The sequence below is a fragment of the Bradyrhizobium sp. SZCCHNR1017 genome, assembly GCF_032381375.1.
Taxonomy (GTDB): domain Bacteria; phylum Pseudomonadota; class Alphaproteobacteria; order Rhizobiales; family Xanthobacteraceae; genus Bradyrhizobium.
Genome location: NZ_JAUHIR010000027.1, coordinates 42,857 through 64,405, shown reverse-complemented (window position 1 = coordinate 64,405; position 21,549 = coordinate 42,857). Strand labels below are relative to the sequence as shown.

The 21,549-nt window shown below is 65.3% G+C and carries 19 protein-coding genes, 1 tRNA gene and 1 pseudogene; 10 read left to right on the top strand and 11 right to left on the bottom strand.

Annotated features, from left to right (window positions below; genetic code table 11):
- Positions 1-1,257 precede the first annotated feature (1,257 nt).
- The gene (locus QW863_RS34930) at positions 1,258-1,482 is read left to right on the top strand and encodes a helix-turn-helix domain-containing protein (protein ID WP_315769986.1); all 225 of its coding nucleotides are present in this window, start codon (positions 1,258-1,260) and stop codon (positions 1,480-1,482) included.
- Between the two features lie 34 nt (positions 1,483-1,516).
- Here the strand turns inward: QW863_RS34930 and QW863_RS34925 are convergent, their stop codons facing one another.
- The 3 genes from QW863_RS34925 to QW863_RS34915 form a co-directional block, all read right to left on the bottom strand.
- Complete coding sequence (locus tag QW863_RS34925) at positions 1,517-2,743, bottom strand: tyrosine-type recombinase/integrase (RefSeq protein WP_315769985.1); 1,227 nt, start codon at positions 2,741-2,743, stop codon at positions 1,517-1,519.
- Positions 2,744-2,969: 226 nt separating this feature from the next.
- A tRNA-Arg gene (locus QW863_RS34920) sits at positions 2,970-3,046 on the bottom strand.
- Positions 3,047-3,162: 116 nt separating this feature from the next.
- Positions 3,163-3,423 (bottom strand): hypothetical protein, encoded by a 261-nt coding sequence (locus QW863_RS34915; RefSeq protein WP_315717684.1) that lies wholly within the window; start codon positions 3,421-3,423, stop codon positions 3,163-3,165.
- Between the two features lie 221 nt (positions 3,424-3,644).
- On the opposite strand from QW863_RS34915, the gene QW863_RS34910 reads away from it, so the two are divergent.
- Positions 3,645-4,088 carry a hypothetical protein gene (locus tag QW863_RS34910; protein ID WP_315717685.1) on the top strand — a complete coding sequence of 148 codons (444 nt, stop codon included), beginning with the start codon at positions 3,645-3,647 and terminating at the stop codon, positions 4,086-4,088.
- Between the two features lie 248 nt (positions 4,089-4,336).
- Here the strand turns inward: QW863_RS34910 and QW863_RS34905 are convergent, their stop codons facing one another.
- The gene (locus QW863_RS34905; RefSeq protein ID WP_315717686.1) at positions 4,337-4,630 is read right to left on the bottom strand and encodes a histone; all 294 of its coding nucleotides are present in this window, start codon (positions 4,628-4,630) and stop codon (positions 4,337-4,339) included.
- Positions 4,631-4,702: 72 nt separating this feature from the next.
- Positions 4,703-6,148, bottom strand: coding sequence for a deoxyribodipyrimidine photo-lyase (locus QW863_RS34900; RefSeq protein WP_315717687.1), 1,446 nt, complete (start codon positions 6,146-6,148; stop codon positions 4,703-4,705).
- A gap of 126 nt (positions 6,149-6,274) precedes the next feature.
- On the opposite strand from QW863_RS34900, the gene QW863_RS34895 reads away from it, so the two are divergent.
- On the top strand, positions 6,275-7,978 hold the full coding sequence (locus tag QW863_RS34895; protein WP_315717688.1) for a methyl-accepting chemotaxis protein: 1,704 nt from the start codon (positions 6,275-6,277) through the stop codon (positions 7,976-7,978).
- 9 nt (positions 7,979-7,987) lie between these two features.
- Here the strand turns inward: QW863_RS34895 and QW863_RS34890 are convergent.
- Together QW863_RS34890 and QW863_RS34885 are read right to left on the bottom strand one after the other, a co-directional pair.
- A pseudogene (locus QW863_RS34890) lies at positions 7,988-8,131 on the bottom strand (C4-dicarboxylate ABC transporter permease); the annotation flags it as partial.
- 548 nt (positions 8,132-8,679) lie between these two features.
- Positions 8,680-9,303: a hypothetical protein gene (locus QW863_RS34885; RefSeq protein WP_315717690.1), complete on the bottom strand. Its 624-nt coding sequence runs from the start codon at positions 9,301-9,303 to the stop codon at positions 8,680-8,682.
- On the opposite strand from QW863_RS34885, the gene QW863_RS34880 reads away from it, so the two are divergent.
- From QW863_RS34880 to QW863_RS34870, 3 genes are all read left to right on the top strand, one after another.
- On the top strand, positions 9,302-9,808 hold the full coding sequence (locus QW863_RS34880; protein WP_315717691.1) for a Spy/CpxP family protein refolding chaperone: 507 nt from the start codon (positions 9,302-9,304) through the stop codon (positions 9,806-9,808). The two genes, QW863_RS34885 and QW863_RS34880, sit on opposite strands and share 2 nt — an antisense overlap.
- Before the next feature lie 180 nt (positions 9,809-9,988).
- Positions 9,989-11,956 (top strand): DEAD/DEAH box helicase, encoded by a 1,968-nt coding sequence (locus tag QW863_RS34875; RefSeq protein ID WP_315717692.1) that lies wholly within the window; start codon positions 9,989-9,991, stop codon positions 11,954-11,956.
- Between the two features lie 66 nt (positions 11,957-12,022).
- Complete coding sequence (locus tag QW863_RS34870) at positions 12,023-12,424, top strand: DUF2177 family protein (RefSeq protein ID WP_315717693.1); 402 nt, start codon at positions 12,023-12,025, stop codon at positions 12,422-12,424.
- Between the two features lie 104 nt (positions 12,425-12,528).
- Here the strand turns inward: QW863_RS34870 and QW863_RS34865 are convergent, their stop codons facing one another.
- Positions 12,529-13,188 (bottom strand): peroxiredoxin, encoded by a 660-nt coding sequence (locus QW863_RS34865; protein ID WP_315717694.1) that lies wholly within the window; start codon positions 13,186-13,188, stop codon positions 12,529-12,531.
- Between the two features lie 365 nt (positions 13,189-13,553).
- Between QW863_RS34865 and QW863_RS34860 the strand changes: the two genes are divergently transcribed.
- Both QW863_RS34860 and QW863_RS34855 read left to right on the top strand, forming a co-directional pair.
- Entirely contained in the window at positions 13,554-14,123 is a 570-nt protein-coding gene (locus tag QW863_RS34860) for a hypothetical protein (protein WP_315717695.1), read from the top strand.
- 160 nt (positions 14,124-14,283) lie between these two features.
- Positions 14,284-15,408 carry a S1C family serine protease gene (locus QW863_RS34855; RefSeq protein ID WP_315717696.1) on the top strand — a complete coding sequence of 375 codons (1,125 nt, stop codon included), beginning with the start codon at positions 14,284-14,286 and terminating at the stop codon, positions 15,406-15,408.
- A 205-nt stretch (positions 15,409-15,613) separates the two neighbouring features.
- On the opposite strand, the gene QW863_RS34850 is transcribed toward QW863_RS34855, so the two are convergent.
- Positions 15,614-17,470, bottom strand: coding sequence for an alkaline phosphatase family protein (locus QW863_RS34850; protein ID WP_315717697.1), 1,857 nt, complete (start codon positions 17,468-17,470; stop codon positions 15,614-15,616).
- 204 nt (positions 17,471-17,674) lie between these two features.
- Here QW863_RS34850 and QW863_RS34845 point away from each other — a divergent pair, with 204 nt between their 5' ends.
- A complete protein-coding gene (locus QW863_RS34845) occupies positions 17,675-18,169 on the top strand; it encodes a ferritin-like domain-containing protein (RefSeq protein WP_315717699.1) in 495 nt (164 codons plus the stop codon).
- A 184-nt stretch (positions 18,170-18,353) separates the two neighbouring features.
- Here QW863_RS34845 and QW863_RS34840 read toward each other — a convergent pair whose 3' ends face one another.
- Entirely contained in the window at positions 18,354-19,025 is a 672-nt protein-coding gene (locus QW863_RS34840; protein ID WP_315769988.1) for a TetR/AcrR family transcriptional regulator, read from the bottom strand.
- 81 nt (positions 19,026-19,106) lie between these two features.
- Between QW863_RS34840 and QW863_RS34835 the strand changes: the two genes are divergently transcribed.
- Positions 19,107-20,231 carry an NAD(P)/FAD-dependent oxidoreductase gene (locus tag QW863_RS34835; protein ID WP_315717701.1) on the top strand — a complete coding sequence of 375 codons (1,125 nt, stop codon included), beginning with the start codon at positions 19,107-19,109 and terminating at the stop codon, positions 20,229-20,231.
- Between the two features lie 47 nt (positions 20,232-20,278).
- On the opposite strand, the gene QW863_RS34830 is transcribed toward QW863_RS34835, so the two are convergent.
- Complete coding sequence (locus QW863_RS34830; protein ID WP_315717702.1) at positions 20,279-21,529, bottom strand: arsenic transporter; 1,251 nt, start codon at positions 21,527-21,529, stop codon at positions 20,279-20,281.
- Between the last annotated feature and the right edge of the window lie 20 nt (positions 21,530-21,549).

Genomic DNA, 21,549 nt, shown 5'->3' with positions numbered 1-21,549 from the left:
GGAAACCATCGCGCCATTGAGCGATGATCCGAACGTCAGCCTCACGGCTATCGCCAGCTGACAGGCCCGGCTCCAGCTGGCGAACGCGGTGGGCCGCCAGCTACACCACGCTTGGGGACACGATCCCTCTGCATCGTTGAGCTGTTAATTGAGAAGGACGCCTCATGCGTCCCAGGCAATCTCGATATGCGGCAACAATGCTGCCGAGATAGCCGCCGGCCGGTCGCCAAGTGGAACCGCTTCAAGCAGGCGAACCTCTACGGTATCCAGCTCTATCGAGACAGCTACGCGGGCATGGTCAAGAAACGGGCATGGTCAAGAAAGTAGTGCCGCTAGCCGTTCAATAGGGTGCTGCTCGTATTCTGGCGCGATGGATACGCTCGCCGCCTCCTTCAACTGTACTCAATGGCTTGCAGCGAACCGGCGGAGGCTAGCCCAACTTTCTCCGAGAAAGTTGGGCTAGGGTAGTTGTGGGCGTAGCCCGCCAATCGCCCGGTTTGCCTTAGCCTGCGGCGCGGCGGACGATGAAAAGGTCGATATCGAAGGGGGGGTAATCGGATGAACCGATCTCACGACTCGACCCCCGGCGCCCTCCGGATGGTTGCTCCTACATATTGGGTCGCAGGTGCGCCATGTTCTGGCAAACTGACCGTACCAGCCCATCGATGAGCGGGGTCAGGGAGAGATCGGTGGACCTGTGCCAGTTCGGACACGCCGGAAAAACCACTGCGGTTCAATTGCGCTTTGAGCTGCCTGTTGTCCGAATGCGCTCTGAAAGTGTTCAGCTGCCGAAACCCTTCCAAACTGCTTACCTCTGCGAAAACCGACAACAAGGATATCGGACAGCTCAACTGCATACTGAAGGAAATTAGCATGCGCCATCACAACAATCTGCTGCGATACTTTTAGGTGCGCTTGACGATCCTTCGCGTCGATTCGGAAGGACTTGCTGTACGTGCTCGGTCCCGCGTCCCGGCTGCCCCTCACTCTGTTTACACTGCGGCTGCGCTTAATTAACTGGTCTCCGCGTTCTGGATTGGCTTCGCTGCCAGGCAGGTCAGTCAGGACGCTCAACCATCCCAATTACACGAAATCGCGGCCGAAAGGCCACCCACTGGATTTGGGATGTTGCCGAGCATTCGCTTTGCCTCCAGCAGACTGATTTACGTGCCTTCTGTGTTCCCGCGGGCAGTCAATTCCGGGCGGGCCGACAAAGGAAAGGCATTGCGGGCGCCAAATGAAGCGAGACCAACCTAGATGCCAAAGCGCAAACCTATGCTTGGAAACGCTGCGGACAAGCTCTGCCTCACCGTTGCTGAGGCTGCCGTACTATGTTCGCTCGGACAGACTTCCCTCTACAAGGCCATCAAAGAAGGGCGGCTGCGAATCCGAAAGTATGGCACGCGGACGATCATCACGCGCGCAGATCTGGCCTCCTTCTTGGAAAACCTGCCCGAGGCGACCAAGCAGCCCGAGCGGTGACATCCTCGGCGGGGCAGGGGGATGGCTTGAACTTTCAGGCGACCTTCATGGGGGTCACATTGCTCTTTGGGGGTTGTGTTGCGAAGTCCGCGAATGTCTGCATCACATGCAGTCGCTTCTTCAGGGCCTCGCCGCGCTTATAGGCCTTTTCGGCATCATCGCCCGTGATGTGGTGCAGGCAATGCTCGACGATTTCCTCCTCGAAAGGGGTTTGCTCCTGCGCCCAGGTCCGAAACGTCGTGCGGAAGCCGTGCACAGTCAGGGTTTCGTCTCCGGTGAGCTCCTTGAGATATTTGAGCATGGTCATGTTGCTCATCGGTCTCTTTAGACTGCGACCGGGAAACACGAATTCATCACTGACGCGGCTCTCGTAAGCCTCACGCAAATAGGTCAGCGTCTGCCGAGGCAACGGCGTGCGCTTCAACCGCTCGTTCTTGGTGCCGAGAAAGCCAAGATCCCAGATTCCGTTATCGAGATCGAGTTGCGCCCAGCGCATGTTCTGAACTTCGGCGGTTCGTCCCAAGGTCAGAATGATGACCTCGAGCGCCCGCGCGCTTTGCGTCGAGATGGCGCTAAGCTTGTGCATGAACGCCGGCAGGTCTTGGTAGTCCATCGCCTTGTGGCCGCCCCGTATCGTGCCACGCCGCCGCTGCCTGGGCATGATCGGTTGCAGTCGGCTGGCCCAATCAGCCGGGTTGTCTTTCGGTCGCAGGTTGTGGGCGATCGCTGCGTCGAGAATCTTCTTGATGATCTGGCGAGCGGAGCGGGAGGTCTCAGGCTGCTGCCAGATCGGCATGAGCACGTTGACGACATGGGCAGTCTCGATCTCGTGGACCCAGTGCTTATGGAGCGGGCGGCAGATGACCTGCACGATGCGCTTCAGCTTTGCTCTTGCGGCCTTGTGCCTCATGCCGGTCTCGTAGGTTCGCCGCCATTCCTCGGCGAATTCGCCGAACTGGCGCGATCCCTGAGTGCGGCGTTTCTCTACGTCACGGTGCTCTCGCGGATCGGTCCCCTTTGCCAGCAGCCGCAGAGCGTCAATCGCCTTGTCCCTGGCCTCGGAGAGCTTCAGGCCTGTTTCCTTGGCCGAACCGAAGCCCATCTTCTTGACGATGCCGTTGCGCTGGTAGCGGAAGGCCCAGCGGCGGCCGCCACTTGGGGTGACGATCAGGTAAAGATTGTTGCCGCACGGGTATTCACCGGGCCCGACGGAGAGATAGTTCTTGGCGGTGATCTCGGGCTTTTGAGTTAGAAACTGCATGGGAGATTCGAACTCCTGTCCCTCGCCGAAAAATGCAGCGTTTCAGGTGAGGGGATTCTAACTCAGATCGAGGGATGGCCAAATGGACGATCTGGCGGAGCTCGCCGACGATCGCCGATCGTACGCTGCAGTCACCGGAAGCGCGAAAAACCACGATCTAACAAAGTGTTATCGTTGGCTTTGGTGATGATCGGCGATGGCGGGTGAAGGGGGGCGAAGACGGCCCTGGCGCGCTCGGAGAGATTCGAACTCCCGACCCTCGGAATCGAAATCCGATGCTCTATCCAGCTGAGCTACGAGCGCGCGATGCGGGCCAAATCTCCCGCGTCACCGGGATACCAGACTTGGATGGCCAAGGCCAGCCTCCGCCGGACATGAACGGTCGTTCGCCGAAGCTGGCGGGGCGTCCATGGATGGCGTCAGAAGCAGGGATGCCGGCGTCGGTCCTGGCCGATGTAGGCCGCCGAGCTCTGGTAGCAGTGGTTGGTGGAAGGACCGTCATAGAACGCAAAGCTACCGGGCAGCGGGCCGGGGCCATAATTGTGCAGGAAGCTGATGGCGTAGGGCAGCCCGTAGTGGTGGCGATGATGCCGATGATGGCTGCGCGCCTCGGACGTGGCCGGCACCAGGGCGGCAATTGACACGATCAAGGCGGCGGCGAGGGATGCGAGCTTGCTCATGACTTTTCTTCTCCGGAAAACGACGTCAAGGCCGGCCGTCTGGCTGATAGCCTAACGCGGAAGTGGCGGAAAGGGTGCGCAAAAGGCGATAACCCGTCAAAATTTTGGCCTTTTCCGCGTGCTTAAGAAGATCATGACAAGGTCCGGCAAGTGCCGTCGTGCATTGGGCCCGAGGCGTTGTCGCGACAGCGCCAGAAAAGACCGGGTTTGCCGTCCGATCCATGAATCGCCTGATCCCAAGCGTCGTGCTCCTGCTGGTCGCCGCTAGCCCGGCGCGTGCGGATTTGCACATTACGCGCGACCATGGTGGCTACATCGAAGAGTACAAGGCCAAGTACAGGCACGTCAGGGAAACGCGTCAGCGCGTCATCATCGACGGCATCTGCAATTCCGCCTGCACGCTCGTCTTCGGCTTCGTGCCGCTCAACAGGATCTGCGTCACGCCCAGGGCCAGCCTCGGCTTCCACCAGGCCTATTACGACAAGGCGTTCACGTTCGGCATCAAGGTCACCAGCATGGAGGGGACGTCCGAGCTGATGTCCTATTACCCCGATTCGGTGAAGGACTGGATCCGGCGCAACGGCGGGCTCACCACCGAGATGAAGCGGATCAAGAACGGCATCGAGCTCTGGAAGATCGTCGACCCCTGTCCCGACGTCTGGTGAGGGCACCGCCCGCACGGAATCTCTGTCCCAGCAGACCTCTGCCGGCAATCCGATCGCAAGCCGGCCGGCGTCCGCGCGGCATCACCGGTCGCTGCGTCGCGCCGCGGATGCCAGGTCCCGGCTCCCAACCGCACGGCGACAAACGAAACAATCCAGCGCCAGATCGTCCCCACTACCGGGCACTGGATTGTTTCGCCAAGACCATCAGCGAAGGTGACGAGTCGCCTTCGGTCCCGAGCCAGGCAGAATCAGCGCTTGGCCTTCTTCGTCTTCTTGGCCGCTTTCTTGGTGGCCTTCTTGGCCGTCTTCTTCGCAGCTTTCTTGGCCGCCTTCTTCACGGTCTTCTTGGCGGACTTCTTGGTCGCGACCTTCTTGGCCTTGGCGGCGGCACGCTTGGGTGCAGCCCTCTTGGAGGTCTTCTTCGCGGTCTTCTTGGCCGCTCGTCGGGCCTTAGGCGCCGTCGTGATCACCGGATCCTTCGGCGCCTCGGCGGGCATGCTGGTCTCGGTCACGGTCGGATCAGAGAGTGGAGTGTCGTCCATATCGGGTCCCCCGATTTGTTGGAAACCCTGCGACGATAGCTGGATTCTCTGTGCTGTCAAAGCGCACCCCAACTAATCACTTGTGCGCAAGCTCGCGTAGGCTGCCAGCGCGCGCTCCCGCCCGGGCTTGTGATCCACGATCGGCGCCGGGTAGGTGCGGCCGAGTTCAACCCCGGCCTCGGCGAGCTCGAGCGGCTTCGCCGCCCAGGGCTGGTGGATCAGCGTGGCCGGCAGGCGCGCCAGCTCCGGCACCCAGCGGCGGACATAGGTCCCGCGAGAATCGAATTTTTCGCCCTGCAGCACGGGATTGAAGACGCGGAAGTAGGGCGCGGCGTCGGCGCCCGATCCCGCAACCCATTGCCAACTTGCCGGATTGCTGCCCGGGTCGGCGTCGACCAGCGTGTCCCAGAACCACTGTTCGCCGAGCCGCCAGTCGATCAGAAGGTGCTTCACGAGCAGCGAGGCGACCACCATGCGGACGCGGTTGTGCATGCTCCCGGTATGCCAGAGCTCGCGCATCCCGGCATCGACGATCGGATAACCGGTTCGCCCGCGCTGCCAGGCCTGCAGCGCTGAATGATCCTGCGCCCAGGGAAAGGCATCGAAGGCCGGCTGCAGATTGCTGGTTGCGAGGTCGGGATTGTTGTAGAGCAGGTGGCGGCTGAACTCGCGCCAGCCGAGCTCACTCAGGAACTTGTCGATGCCGGCGGCGGAAGCTGGACGCTCGGCGGCGGCAAATCGCGCCGCATGCCAGACCTGGCGCGGGCTGATCTCGCCGAAACGCAGATGCGGCGACAGCCGGGAGGTCGCCTCGATGTCGGGCCGGTCGCGATCGGCGGCATAGGTCTGCACGGCCGTTTCGAGAAAGCTGGCGAGGCGCGCCTGTGCCGCGCGCTCGCCGGCTTGCCATGACGCTCGCAGGCCGCCGGCCCAGTCGGGCTTGCGCGGCTCGAGCGCGAGCTCACCGATCGGCAAGCTTGCGCCGCCGGGGGCGTGCGACAGCCGGGCCGGCCGCGGCAGTGGCTTCGGCGGATCACCCAGAGCGAGCACACGCTTCCAGAACGGTGTGAACACGCGCGGGCCGCGCCCATCCTTGCCGCGCAACTCGGCCGGATCGACCAGAAGGTCATCGGGAAACACGCGTGAAGAGACGCCGATCTCGGCGAGCGCTGCTTCGACGCGGGCAGCCACGGCGCGGGGGCCGGCCTGCGCGACATCGTTCCAATACACCGCGCTGGCCCTGGTTTGGCGCGCCAGCTCGCCGAGCACCTTGGCCGCGGAGCCGCGCCGGATCACGAGCTCGGCGCCGAGCGCATGTAGTTCGGCCTGGAGTGCACGCAACGATTGCGCGAGCCACCAGCGCGCCGCGCCGCCGAGCGGACGCAACCCAGGGCTTTCCTGATCGTGGACGTAACTACAAACGATCCGCGTGCCCGACTTCGCTGCTTCATGCAACGCGGGGTGGTCGGACAGCCGCAGGCTCTCGCGAAACCATACGATGATGGGGGAGGAGGACATGATCGGGGTATCTTATTGCCGTCTTTATCGAGAGTTCCGGTATTCTACGCTCCGGAAAATAACCGCTTTGAAACCAACTACGGGCAGTTTGAGATTCAGTTGCAGTTCCCCTGGAAGGTTTATCTCGTGTCCGTCAAATTGAAGCTCGGCACCAAGGCGCTGATCGGCGCCGTTGTCGTGATCGCCCTGAACACAGCTCTCGTGGTCGGCGCGGCGTACTGGTCGCTGTCTTCCGATTTCACGGATCGCGCCAAACGCGACATCGAAGGCAATCTGCGCACCTTCGCGCTGACGTTCACCGAAACGTTCGGCGACGCGAAAGTCAGCGTGCAGAACGGCGTCGTTACGCGCATCGAGATTCCGGCGATTCCCGAGATCAAGGATCACGCGATCGTCGATCGCGCGGTGTCCTATGTCGGCGGCAGCGCCACGCTGTTCGTGGTTGATGACAGCGGCCAGTTCGTCCGCCGCTCGACCAATGTGAAGAAGGAGAATGGCGACCGCGCCGTGGGCACCCAGCTTGCCGCGGATCATCCGGCGCAGGCGCTGCTGCGGCGCGGCGAGGCCTACAAGGGCCCCGCGACGCTGTTCGGCAAGTCGTTCATGACCGCTTATTTTCCTGTCACCAATCCGGCTGGAAAGGTGATCGGCATTCTCTATGTCGGCGTGCCCATGGCCGAGCTCGACGCCATGCTGTCGCAGGCGATGCGGACCATGGTCGTCGCCGCTGCGATCGCCGCGCTGCTGGTGCTTGGCTTGACCATGCTGGCGGTTCGCCGCGTCACCAAGCCTCTCGCCGCGGTGACCGACGCGCTCACCGCCATCGCCGAGGGCCGCGAGGACGTTGCGATCAAGTCCGATGACCGCAGCGACGAGATCGGTGAAATCGCCCGCAGCCTTGTCGTGTTCCGCAGTGCCGCGAGCGAGCGGCGCCGGATGCGCGAGGAGCAGACCGCTGCGGCCGCAGCGGCTGTCGAGCAGCGCAAGGCCGAGCTGCAGCGTTTCGTCGATTCGTTCCAGGCCAGCATCGGCGGCATCATCGAGAACGTCTTGACCTCGTCGGGCGAGTTCGAGCGCGAGGCGCGCCAGCTCACCCAGACGGCGCGGACCACCGCCGACCTGTCCGGCCACTCGGCCGGCGCGTCGGAGACCGCATCCGAGCACGTCCGCACTGCGGCTGCTGCCTCGGACGAGCTGTCCGGCTCGATCGCCGAGATCATCCGCCGCGTGCAGGAGTCCAACGCCATCGCCGCCGAGGCGGTCAACCAGGCGACCGCGACCGACCAGCGCATCAAGGAGCTGTCCGACGCCGGCAACCGCATCGGCGACGTCGTCAAGCTGATCACCTCGATCGCCGAGCAGACCAACCTGCTGGCGCTCAACGCCACCATCGAGGCCGCCCGTGCTGGCGATGCCGGCCGCGGCTTCGCGGTGGTCGCTCAGGAGGTCAAGACCCTGGCCGGCCAGACCGCCAAGGCGACGGAGGAGATCTCCAGCCAGATCGCCAACATGCAGACCGTGACCCAGGAATCGGTCGACGCCATCAAGGCAATCGGCTCGACCATCGAGCGCATCAACGGGATCGCCGCCTCGATCTCCGCCGCCGTCGAACAGCAGCGCGCCGCTACGCAGAACATCACCCAGAGCGTCCGCTCGGCCGCAACCGGCACCGCAGAGGTCGTCGAGAACATCCGCAGCGCGGCGCGCGGGGCAGGCGAGACCGGCGAAAGCTCCAACCGGATGTTCGCCTCGGCCCAGGCGCTGTCCGGCGAGAGCCTTCGGCTGAAGGCCGAGGTGCAGAAGTTCCTCGACGGCATGCGCGCGGCCTGACACGGCTGCTCACCCGTAGCGCAATCGTGGCAGGATGGTCACGATGCCCGGAAACAGCGTGAGCAGAAGCACGAAGCCGATCATGATGACGAGGTAGGGGGCGGTCACGCGCGCGATGTAGCCGAGACCGTCCTCCGTCAGGCCCTGGATCACGGACGGTGCCCGGGACGACAACAGAGATCTGCGCAAGCGTCTCAAGACATGACCTCGCATTCCCGCGGCACGATGAGCCCGAGTTCTGCGGCCTGTTTACCCTCTGCAAAACGAGAGGGCGCAGGGAATGCCGGGTGAAGGCCTCACCCATGGCCCGCCTGCGAAAAAAATGCAGGCGGCAGGTACCACAGGCAAAGCCGGTCAACCGGCATTCCCTGCGCGATGTCTTCACGCTTATACGCAGTCTCCCTGGTGCGCCGGGCGTGTTGGCCACCATGATCCGCGCGGCGCGTTAGCGCCGTCGCGAACGTGACACCAGCTTCGGGGTGTCAGGACGCTGCGACTTCACGTCCGCGATCATGCCGGTCGTCTGCGCGAAACGCGCGTCCGGCATGGTTCGCGGCCACCGCATCCCGCACCGACGTTCGTGACGACGCGTACGTCCCTCTGCATGGGGCAGGACGACGCGGATCATACACGATTTACGAGAAAACGAAAGATAAAAATTCGGCCTTTTCGAAATGGGGCGGGCGACCTCCCGGCGGCGGTCAGGCGTGATTGCTGTCTCCGCGGCCAGGCTCGATCTTCTGATCCGGTCTCTGCAGGGCCGCATACACGGCGCCCAGCACGACGCTATACGCCTCGACCATCGCCAGCGAAAACAGCGCCGGGCCGGCGCCCAGGCCGAGCGACGTTGCGAACGGTCCAAGGCCGATGGCGGGAAACAACCCGATTCCGAGCAGCAACCAGCCGGCGAGCCCGAGCAGGAAGCCTTTGGCGACACCGCTGCCGCCGGGCAGGCGGTGGAAGAAGCGCCCGAACAGCAGGCCGATCAGGAAGGCTCCGTTGAGCTGCGAGAGCAACCACAGCGGCGCCCCATCATGCATCGCTCGGGCGAACAGGGGCGAGAGCGTGTCGAGAAGCGCCGTGGCGGGATCGAATTGCGGCAACAGGTGAAGCCCGCTCTTGAGCTCCATCAGGCCGATATGCGCCAGCGTCCCGCAGCCCGATGCGACCGCCGATGTCCATATCCAGCGATAGCTGCGTATCGTTGTCATCTCCTCAATTCGCCATGGCTCTGCAGTGATCCGTTGATCTCGCTCAAGCATCAAAGCTCGCCGCGCGCTTAGTTTGCGCAAACTCATCGGTGCCACGTCAAGGAGTTCTGCCATGCGATTAGATCCACGCGCGCTGGTCTTCGCGGCCGCAATCGTGATCCTCACCGCCGCACCGGGCGTTGCCCAGCCGGGCGCGGGCGGACCAGGGTGGGGCCCCGGCATGATGATGGGGCCGGGGATGATGGGCGGTCGGGGCTTCGGCTTCCTGTGCAATCCCCGCATGGCCGGATTTGCCGAATGGCGGATGTCGCAGATCGAGGCCGCCATCAAGCCGAACGACACGCAGCGGGCGCGGCTCGATGATCTCAAGGCGGCATCGGCCAAGGCCGCGGAGCTGATCACGAAGGACTGCCCGGCGACGCCGCCGGTCAAGGCGACCGACCGCCTCGCACTGGCGGAACAGCGCCTCGACACGATGCAGCAGGCGATCAAGATCGTCCGCCCGGCGTTTCAGGCGCTGTACGACTCGCTCGATGACAAGCAGAAGGCGGCCATGGACGCCAGCGGTCCGCGCAACTGGGGCTGGCATCACTGGCATTGGCCGTGGAGCGACGAGTAGCCGAGACCTGGCGCGGCAGTGGCCGCGCGTCTCGCCTTCCCGGCCGCGCGGCCGTCGACCATCGGTGTCGTCCGGGCGGGCTGGGCGCACTGAGCAGGACGGCATTTGACCGTTCACGGCCCTCGTGTTCCGGCGCGGCATGGCGTAAAGCAGCCGGATCGAAACGAGGTTTCCCGTCACTTGTCCTTTCCCACGACGAATCCGCCGCTCGCCCGCGCCCTGGCCGAGCGCAATTATGAGACTCCGACGCCCGTACAGCTCGCCGTGCTTGCACATGACGCCGTCGACCGTGACCTGTTGGTTTCGGCGCAGACCGGCTCGGGCAAGACCGTGGCCTATGGGCTGGCGCTTGCGAAGAACCTGCTCGGCGAGACCGAGCGGTTTGCGCGGGCGACCGCGCCGCTGGCGCTGATCGTGGCGCCGACGCGCGAGCTTGCCTTGCAGGTGCAGCGCGAGCTCGCATGGCTCTATCAGCACGCCGGCGCGCGCGTCGTCTCCTGCGTCGGCGGCATGGATCCGCGCCGCGAGCAGCGCGAGCTCGAGGCGGGCGCCCATATCGTGGTCGGCACGCCCGGGCGGCTGTGCGACCATCTGCGGCGCGGGCGTCTCGACATCTCGGAATTGAAGGCCGTGGTGCTCGACGAGGCCGACGAGATGCTCAATCTCGGCTTTCGCGAGGACCTCGAGTTCATCCTCGAGACCACGCCGGAAACGCGCCGGACCCTGCTGTTCTCGGCGACCTTCCCGCGCGGCATCGTGGCGCTGGCCAAGCAGTATCAGGACGACGCGTTCCGGATCGAGGTCGAGGGCGACGAAGGCGGGCATGCCGACATCGAGTACCGCGCCATCCGCATCGCCGCCGACGATGTCGAGCACGCGGTCGTCAACGTGCTGCGCTTCTACGAGTCGCCGAGCGCGATCGTATTCTGCAACACCCGCGAGAAGGTGCGCCATCTGCAGGCGGCGTTGCTGGAACGCGGTTTTTCCGTCGTCGCGCTGTCGGGTGAGCTGACCCAGAACGAGCGGACCACGGCGCTGCAGTCGCTGCGCGACGGGCGCGCGCGGGTGTGCGTGGCAACCGACGTCGCAGCACGCGGCATCGATCTCGCCAAGCTCGACCTCGTGGTCCACGCCGAGCTGCCGAACGATCCCGAGGTGATGCAGCATCGCTCGGGCCGCACCGGCCGCGCCGGCCGCAAGGGCGTGAGCGTGCTGCTGGTGCCGCCGGCGCGGCGGCGGCGGGCGGAAACGCTGCTGAACCTCGCCGGCATCGAGGCCGCGTGGGGCGCGGCGCCGCAAGCTGATGAGATCCGCAAGCTCGATCAGGAGCGCATGCTCCACGACCAGATGTTCACCGAGGAGACGACGGCGGAGGATCTGGCGCTCGCGCAGGCGCTGCTGGCGGAGCGGTCGGCCGAGGACATCGCCGCCGCATTGGCGCGGCTCTATCGCGCGCGGCTGCCGTCGCCCGAGGACATTCTCGATCCGGGCCAGGATCGCGGCCGTGCGCGGGAGGATCGCGGTCGCGACACCGCCAGGCCGGCGCGCGGCGAGGAGCGGCCGCCGGCGCCCCGAACGAAGACAGGAAAGCCGTCGGCGCGCCACGGCATGGGCGAGCCGAGCGTCTGGTTCCGGGCGGCGATCGGGCGCAGGAAGAATGCGGAAGCGCGCTGGCTGCTGCCGATGATCTGCCGCCGCGGCGGCATCGACAAGCACGACATCGGCGCCATCAAGATCCAGGACACGACGACCGAGTTCGAGATCGCCGCGCGCGTCGCCGACGCTTTCACTGCGAACATCTGCCGTCCCGACAAGGAGGACAATATCCGGATCGAGCCGCTGGCGGGCGCGCCCTCGGGGCAGGCGTCGCCGGACAAGCCGCGCGCCGACAAGCGGCCGCCGCGCCGCGAGGCGGACGAGACGGCCTACCATCCGCTGCAGCACGATGAGCCGCGCGGGGGCAGGGACGCCAAGCCGCGCGGCAAGCCGCATCGCGAGGGGCCGGCGAAACCCGGCCAACAGCCGGCGTTCGCGAACAAAAAGCAGCATCGCGACAAGTCCAGCCACGGCGGACAGACGTATTCAGACAGACCCTCGCGGGCGAAGGCGCCGGGTGGAAAGAAGGCCAAGGCCAAGCGCCGCGGCTGATCGGCCCGGCCCGGGCGGAGGCTGCCGTCGCTCCGCGTTATCGGCAGGACCAGGGAGGAGCCGCGCATGAGCCGGTACGCCGTTCTGTATTTCGCGACACTGGCCGTGCTGCTCGGCTTCGACATCCCGTTCCTGAGCGTCGTCGCCAGGGGCTTCTTCCAGTCGCAGGTCGGCGAGATGCTGGGCGAGATCCGCCCCGTGCCGGCGGTGCTGTTCTATCTGCTCTATGTCGTGGGCGTGCTGATCTTCGTCAGCGGGACGGCCGACGCGACATGGCGCTCGACCTTGCTCTACGGCGCGCTGTTCGGGCTGTTCTGCTACGCGACCTTCGAGCTGACGTCGCTGGCGATGCTCAAGCAATGGACCTGGGCGGTGGTGGCGGTCGACATCAGCTGGGGCGTGTTCGTCACTGCGGTGTCGGCGACACTCGGGCTGCTGATCGCGGACTGGGCGACGCCACGGGGCTGAAGTGGCGTTGGCCCGAAGCGCTCAGAGTTCGAGCCCAGTCTATCGAGATCCCGGGTCCGCCTCTGCGAGGCGTCCCGGGATGATCTGGGCTGAGTTTGCCGCCGTCACTTCGGCTGCGGCACCACGCGCAGATACGGCTTCGGCGCCTTCCAGCCGTTCGGATAGATCGTCTTGGCCTCGTCGTCGGACACCGAGCCGGCGATGATGACGTCCTCACCCTGCTTCCAGTCGGCGGGGGTGGCGACGCGATGCTTGGAGGTGAGCTGCAGCGAGTCGATGACGCGAAGAATTTCCTGGAAGTTGCGCCCGGTGGTCATCGGGTAGACCAGGATCAGCTTGATCTTCTTGTCGGGCCCGATGATGAAGACGTTGCGGACGGTCTGGTTGTCGGCCGCGCTGCGCTTGGACGGATCCCCGGAGATCGCCGCCGGCAGCATGTCGTAGAGCTTGGAGACGTTGTAGTCGGTGTCGCCGATCATCGGGTAGTTCGGCGCGGCACCCTGCGTCTCGCGAATGTCCTCGGACCACTTGGCGTGGTTCTCCACCGGGTCGACCGACAGGCCCATCAGCTTGACGCCGCGCTTGTCGAACTCCGGTTTCAGGCGCGCCAGCGCGCCGAGCTCGGTGGTGCAGACCGGGGTGAAATCCTTCGGATGCGAGAACAAGAGGGCCCAGCTGTCGCCGATCCAGTCGTGGAATTTGATCTTGCCTTCGGTGGTTTGCGCCTCGAAGTCCGGGGCAGTGGAGCCGATCTGGAGAGCCATGGCAGTCCTCAATTCATTGCAGTGGCGGAAATAAATTCTTCTAAACACTATAGGAAATACTGCTCCTCAAGGGAACTGTCTCACGAGAAAGAGAAAAAGATTTCTCTGGAACTCACGGAGCCAACAACTTCTTTTGAGTTCCCGGGCTGCGACGAAACATCCGTGAGACGACCGGTTGCCCAGATTTCGCCATCTGGCGGTCGCAACACGCCGCCCCCTGACGGCCCTCGGCATTGAACCGTGATCGAGGTCACTGCGGCAAATCGGCAACCGATACAAAAACCCACAGCAGCGTTTCGAACCGTTAACCACTCGTTCAGACGCGCGCCGACAAGGTGGGTCAACACAGCAACTGAGAAGAGAACATGGCTACCTCTGCACCAAAAACCATCGGCATCGATGGTCTCGAACCGTCCTCCTGTGAGACCGCTGCTTTCGCGCTCGGCATCGTGCGCGACGGCGTGATCACCGGTGAGGGTCCGACCACCGCGGGACGCGTGCATTTCTCCCGGGTGCTCGATGCCGACGACGTCGCCTGGTGCGTGCGCATCCTCACCGCCGCTGCGGTGAACGATGCCCCGGTGAGCCGTGCCGAAGCCGAGGCCCTGTTCGCGATCGACCAGGCCGCGACCGAACGCAACGATAACGGCCGGTTCGAGGACCTGCTCGCCAAGGCGATTGCGCATCACACCGCCTCCGCATCCGGCCTGCCGGTGCCGCCGCGCAGCGTCGCGCTGGCCGCCGAGACCGACATCGCGAGCTGGGCGCCGGCCAATGCGCGCGGCGTCCGCACCGACGTGCTGGAATGGGTCGCCAAGCAGATGCGCGGCAAGCGCCAGGGCAACCGCGTCCTGAGAGCCATGGTCGCGACGCTCGTCGGCGTCACCGTGCTGCCGCTGGCGCAACTGCCGTCGATGATCGACATCGGGATGTAAGCGCAGCACGCCTCATCCACGAGACCGAGTTCGAGGAGCGCGATGACATCATCGCGCTCTTTTCGTTTTGACCGGCGGCGGTCGCATCACGGCTCTTGATGGCGCCGCCCGGCCGGTGAATCAATCGGCGGTGATGCGACCGAACACGGAGATGTCGAAGATGAGCCGATGGAGTTTCGCCGCGCGTCTGTTCGCGGTGGCGGCGACGGCGCTGCTGCTCATGATGGCCTGGCAGACCTTTCCGCTGATCCAGGCCGAGCTGCTCGGCCTCCGCGCCAAGCCGCGCGAGATCACGCCGCGCGGCGATCTCGCCGCCGACGAGAAGAGTACGATCGCACTGTTCGAGAGCCGCAGCGGCTCGGTCGTGTTCATCACGACCGTTCAACAATCGGTCAACCCGTGGACCGGCAACGCGCAGCAGGAGCGCTCCGGCACCGGCTCGGGTTTCGTGTGGGACGACCTCGGTCACGTCGTCACCAACTATCACGTCATCGAGGGCGCCACCGAGGCGCTGGTCAGCCTGACCGATGGACGCTCGTTCCGCGCAGCGCTGGTCGGCGCCAGTCCGGAGAACGATCTGGCGGTGCTGGTGATCGGCGTCGGCGTCGACCGGCCTAAGCCGCTGCCGATCGGCACCAGCGCCGACCTCAAGGTCGGGCAGAAGGTGTTCGCGATCGGCAATCCCTTCGGACTCAGCAGCACGCTGACCACAGGCATCGTCTCGGCGCTCAATCGCAACCTGCAGGTCACACAGGACCGGGTCTTGAATGGACTGATCCAGACCGATGCCGCGATCAATCCCGGCAATTCCGGCGGGCCGCTGCTCGACAGCGCGGGGCGGCTGATCGGCGTCAACACCGCGATCTACAGCCCCTCGGGCGCCTCCGCCGGCATCGGCTTCGCGGTGCCCGTCGACAAGGTCAACCGCATCGTGCCGCGCCTGATCGCCAGCGGCCGCTACGTCACGCCGAGCCTGGGCATCCGCACCGATCCGAAGGCCAACGAGGCGCTGTCTACGCGTCTCGGCCTGTCCGGCGTGTTCGTGCTCGACGTCGAACAGGATTCCGCGGCCGACAAGGCCGGGCTGGTCCCGGCGCGGCTGACCCGCGACGGCGGCTTTGCGCTCGGCGACGTCGTGCTGGCGATCGATGGGCAGGCGGTGGAGTCGCCTGAGGACATGACGCGCGCGCTGGAGAACAAGAACCCAGGCGATCGGGTGGTGCTGCGCGTGCTCCGCGGCGGCAAGACGATCGAGGTCAAGGTGACGCTCGATGTCGCGCGATGAGGTGGTCGTGAAGCAGCGGGATGTTTCCACGCGTCATTGCGAGCGCAGCGAAGCAATCCAGAGTGGTGGGCGGGACTCTGGATTGCTTCGCTGCGCTCGCAATGACGTGGAGAAAGTAGTGGCTCGCAAGGCGAAACAGTATGCGGGACGACGTCCCCGGGTTTGCTTCCGCTCGCCCGGGGAGGAATGTATTCGCGTTGTCTGACTACCTCATCACCGCCGTCTGCTTCGGCGCCTCGTCGTCGAGCCCCACGGTGCGGCCGGGGAAGCCAGCAGCGTCGAAATAGCGCTGGGTGCCGACGCGCTGCAGCTTCAGCACGGTCCGCAGGCCGCCGGCGGCCGGGTCCGACTTGATGACGTCCGACGTCGCCTTGGGCGTTGTGCCGTTCGGCATCGCCTCGGTCATGATGCGGCCGATCAGCTTGCCCTTCGGCGCGACCTTGAGGTCGAGCAGCTTCGCCGCGGTGATGCCGACATCGGCATTGCTGACGGGCAGGGGATCGACGAAGCCAGCCTTGAAGTCGGGTCCGATGGCCGCCATGAAGTTGTAGGTGTCGCCGCGGCCGAACGAGCCATGCATGCCCTGGCCCTGGCGCAGCACGGTGTCGGCGACCTCGACCTGGCAGTTGGACGGCTGGTCGCAGTCCGGCGCGACGTAGGAGCGGAAATTGACCACGATCGCCGGGTGCGGCGTCACCGCCTTGCCCTGCAGGTTGATCCGCGACAGCGGCAGCGTGCCGGGAATCTCGCCGAGCTTGTCGTCGACGAAGATGCCGGAGACGTAGTCCTGCGCCAGCAGCGCCTTGACGGTGCGGCGGGCGAGCTTCCTGTCGTTGTTGGGCAGATAGATCAGGTCGGAGCCGCCATTCGTGGCGACGACGAGGTCGGGCTTGGCAGGATCCTTGCCGAGCACGCCGTTGCCGGCCTTCGGGTGCTTGCCGTCGGGCACCGCCGCGTTCTTGTCGTTGGGATCGAACAGCGGCAGGTCGAGCGCCTTGGCGAGGTCGATCGCCAGGAAGCCCATCGGCAGGAAATCCTTCGGCGTGTCGTCGTAGCTGACCTTGGCCGATGGCGAGGTCTTGCTCTCCTTGGAGATGGTCGAGAAGCCGTGGTCGGCCTGGACCATGATGTTGGTCGAGGCGGCGAGCCCGAGATCGTCGAGCGCCTTGCGCAGCGCCGCCAGATTGTCGTCGGCATTCCTGATGCCGGCCATCGAGGTCGGGCCATTGATGCCCGGCGTGATGGTGTTGAGGCTGTCGCCGTGATTGTGCTGGCTGCCGTCCGGGTCGCGCGACCAGAACACCAGAACGAACGGCTTGTTGCGGGCCTTGAACATCGGCAGTACCGCCTTGGTGGCGACGTCGACCATGTAGGCCTGCTGCGCGACGTTGGCCGAGGTCGTGCCCGGCGTCTTGGCGTCGCCCGCCTTTCCGTTGTCGCCGCGCGACGGCGTCGCCAGCGGCAGGCCGGCCTTGGTCATGGCGTCCTTGACCTCGTCGGTCACCGGCACGCCATTCTTGTTGCCGGTGGAGTCGTCGATCACGATCGAGGAGGTCGCGCCGGGCTTGCAAGGGCAGCCGGTGTGGTCGAACAGATAGGTCGGGCCGAGCTTGCCGATCGCGGCGGTCGAATAACCGGCCTTGCGGGCAAGCTTCAGGATCGTGTCCTCGTTGAGGTAGTCGCCGTTGAAATGCTCGTCGATGTCGCCGAGCACGGCGTCGTTCTCGATGAAGGGCACGACGGTATCGCCGGCCGGCGCCGAGGTGTAGCCCGTGAAGATCGTGTTCGAGAATGTGCCGGTGTCGCCGAGATAGTGGCCGGTCGCCATGGCCGAGCCGTTGGCCATCGTGAAGGTCGGAAACAGCGAGTGCGAATTCTTGAAGTTGACGCCCTTGTCGCGGACGGCGGCCATGGCCGGGGCGGTCTCCGGCGTCACCTTGAGCGCACGCAGGCCGTCGGGAATGAACAGGATGAGATTATGGGGGGTGGCGTTCTGCGCAAATGCGGCTCCGGACGACAGCAAGGTCAGTCCGGCGCACAGCAGCACGAGCGGGCGGCGCATTGAAAACTCCTGAAGGCAATCGGCGGAATCGCGGCGTCTCGCCGCAGGGAAGAGCTTTAGTTTTGCCGGGTGACAGTTTTGTTACAAGAGGCTCGGAGGCCGCCGGCAGCGCTCAGGACAGGATTTTCTTGCGGCGGGCTCGTCGGTGGCAGGAACTAGGGTATGGCTTTCTGGTTGTCGGCTCACAATCAACAGGAGCACACCATGCCTGCCGACAAAGACCTCAACGAGCTCTTCCTCGATACCCTCAAGGACATCTACTACGCCGAGAAGCAGATCCTGAAGACGCTGCCGAAAATGGCCAAGGCGGCGCAGTCGGAGAAGCTGGCGGCGGCGTTCGAGAAGCACCACGAGGAGACCGAAGGCCAGATCGAGCGGCTCGAGCAGATTTTCGAGCTGATCGGCAAGCCCGCCCGCGGCAAGAAGTGCGATGCGATCGAGGGCATCATCGACGAGGGCAAGGAGATCATGGACGAGTACAAGGGGACACAGGCGCTCGACGCCGGCCTTCTTGCTGCAGCGCAGGCGGTCGAGCACTACGAGATGTCGCGCTATGGCACCCTGAAGGCCTGGGCCCTCAAGCTCAACCTGCCGAAAGCCGCCAAGCTGCTCGACCAGACGCTGAATGAAGAGCGGAAGACCGACGAGACGCTGACCAAGATCGCTGAGACCGCGGTCAACTACGAAGCTGCGGCCTGATCGTCAGGTCGATCGTCGTGACCACAACGCCGCCGCCAGCGTGCCACCAGCGCCGGCGGCGTCGTCACGAGTCGCACCTTTGGAGGCTGGTTGGAGCCTGCCAAGGTGCCGACCTCGATCTTCTCCCACCGGTTGCGTCTTTCCCTGCGTTCTGACGAAGCAGGGGCTGCAAGTCGGTCGCTGCCTATCGGATGGTTCCGATCCCGGCCAGGATGAGGTCGATGCCGGCAAGAAACTGCTCGCGGTCGTCGTGCTCGCGCAGGTCCGTCGCCACGCGATGGGCGAACGGGTACTTGGCGGAATCGAGCTGCGCCCATTGCACGGCGACCGATCCGAGGAACGCCGCGCGGTCCGTCTCGCGCGGCAGCAGGCGGGCGTTCGCGGCGTTCTGCCCGGCCACGCCGAGGATGTAGTTCACCAGCGCAGACGCGGCATCGAACAGGGCTCTTTCGGGGACACCGAGCGTCTGGAGCCGTCCGCCGACGCTTTCCACGATCTGCAGCATCGCGGACCGCCACGGTTCACGGAAAAGCTGGGCGCCGACCCACGGGTGGGCGTCGATCGCATCGAACACCCCGAGCGCAACGGCACGGATTGCCTGTCGCGGCTCGGCATCGCCGCCGACACCGGTCGTGACGCGGGCAATGACGTCATCGGTGGCCGCTGCGAGCAAGTCGCTCTTGTTGGCGACGTGCCAGTAGATCGCCCCGCTCCCGGTTGCCAGCCGAGCCGCGAGCGCGCGGAAGGTCAGAGCGCTTTCGCCGCCGGCGTCCAGGATCTCGATCGCCGCCTCGACGATCTTCTCCTTCGAGAGCGCGTCCGCGCGCCGTTCCGTCCGTATTGATCTGGTCGCCATGACCATCATCTTGACATGATTGGAACGTTGTTCCAATCCGCTTTTATGGAACGGTGTTCCAGGTCGATTGAAAGGCAGATGATGACGACACCCGTCACGATCGTCGGTGCGGGCCTCGGTGGCCTCACGCTCGCACGCGTCCTCCATGTCCACGGCGTCCCGGCGACGATCTATGAGGCGGAGCCGTCCGCGGACGCTCGGACGCAAGGCGGCCAGCTCGATATTCACGAGCACGACGGGCAACGTGCCCTCGCAGACGCCGGCCTCATCGACGCGTTCCGTGCGATCATCCATGAGGGCGGCGCGGCTTCGCGCGTGCTCGACCCGCATGGCACGGTGCTGCTCGCACAGGCCGATGACGGTCGACGCCCCGAGGTGTTGCGCGGCGATCTGCGGCGACTTCTTCTCGATTCCCTTCCAGATGAGACGATCCGGTGGGGCAAGAAGCTGACCGGCGCCGTGCCCCTCGGCGACCACAGGCATGAACTGAGATTCGCGGACGGGTCGAGCGTGGTCACGAGCCTCCTGGTCGGCGCCGACGGCGCCTGGTCGAAGGTCCGGCCCCTGCTGTCGGCCGCCAAGCCGGAATATGTCGGCACGACGTTCGTTGAGACCTACCTGCATGACGCCGACGAGCGGCACACCGCGGCGGCCGAAGCGGTCGGCGGCGGCGCATTGTTCGCGCTCGCTCCGGGACAGGGGATCTGCGCGCACCGTGAGGCAGGACAGGTTCTTCACGCCTACGTCGCGCTGAACCGCTCCGCCGAGTGGATCGCCGGCATCGACTTCATGGACGCTGCCGCCGCGACGGCGCGAATTGCGGCCGAGTTCGACGGATGGGCGCCTGCGCTCACCGCGCTGATCACCGACGGCGAAACCCCGCCGGTCCCGCGCATGATCCACACGCTTCCGAACGACCATCGGTGGGACCGTGTGCCTGGGGTGACGCTTCTCGGTGATGCCGCGCACCTGGCGCCGCCGGCGGGCGAGGGCGCGAACCTGGCGATGTTCGACGGCGCCGAGCTCGGCAAGGCGATCGCTGCCCACCCCGGCGACATCGAAGCGGCACTCGCCATCTACGAAGCAGCGCTATTCCCGCGCAGCTCGTCGGCGGCCGCAGGCGCGCATCAAATCCTCAAGCTCTGCCTCGGCGACAGCGCACCATTCGGGCTCGTCGACTTCTTCAACGGTGCCCTGGAGAGGTAGGGCGGGCTCCCGCCTTCGTCACCGTGCCCACCGCCATCACATCGATGTCAGATCGCTGCGGCCAGCGCCGCGATCAGCGCTGGCGGCGTTGCTACGAGTCCGATCTTGAGAAACTGCCAGGCGGACACTTCGATCTTTTCGCGCCGCAAGGCGGTCAGCCACAGGATGGTGGCGAGCGAGCCGGTCACCGAGATGTTGGGGCCGAGATCGACGCCGATCAAAATCGCGCGGATGACCTCATGCGGCAGGTGGTCGCTGGCGGCGACCGAGCCGGCGACCAGTCCCACCGGAAGATTGTTGGCAATGTTGTCGGCCACCGCAGTGATCAGGCCGGCCGCCCAGGCCGTACCGACGGGCGAGCCGGCCACGCCCTGATGCAGCCAGGCGCTGAGCTGGCCGATCGCTCCGGCGCGATTCAGACCCTCGACCATCACGAACAGGCCGGCGACCAGTGGCAGCACGCCCCAGGACACACCTTTGATGGTCGGCCAAGGCGATTGCCGGCTGACCAGCAGGATCGCGGTCGCCGTGACGACGCCACAGACGAAGGTCGGCAGGCCGAGTTGCACGTCGAGCGCCGAGGCAGTCAGAAGCACCGCTGCGATGGCGCCGATCCCGAACGCGGCGAGCCGGCCCTCGCGGCTCAGGTGCGGCTTCTCGACATCGGTGCGCAGCGTCTCCTCACGGAGCGCGCGGCGCTGGGTCAGCCACAGCGCGACATAGGTCAGGGCGATCGCGACCATCGAGGGCAGGGTGAACTGGCGCAGCCATTCGGTGAGATGCGGCATGCGTTCGCCGAACACGACCAGATTGGCCGGATTGGAGATCGGCAGCACGAAGCTCGCGGCATTGGCGATGAAGGCGCAGACGTAGAGATAGGGCAGCGGCGAGGCGCCGGCGGCGCGGGTGGCGGCATAGACGGCCGGCGTCAGCACGATCGCGGTCGCATCGTTGGAGAGCAGCACGGTGACCAGGGTGCCGACCGCATAGACCAGCAGGAACAGGAGCTGCGGCGAGCCGCGCGCATGCTCCACCGCATAGGCCGCCAGATAGTCGAACAGGCCCTCGCGGCGCGCCAGCTCGGCAATCAGCATCATGCCGATCAGGAACAGATAGACGTCGACGCCCTTGCGGATGCCGGTGAGCGCTTCAGCGACAGGCAGCAGGCCGAGCGCGACCAGCAGGATCGCGCCGGCGACGGCCCACACGGCCTCGGGCAGCCGGAAGGGGCGGATGATGACGCCAGCGGTGGCGGGAATGATGATGGCGTAGGCGAGCCAGGTATCGTGCAGGGACATGATCAGGGATCGATAGAGCA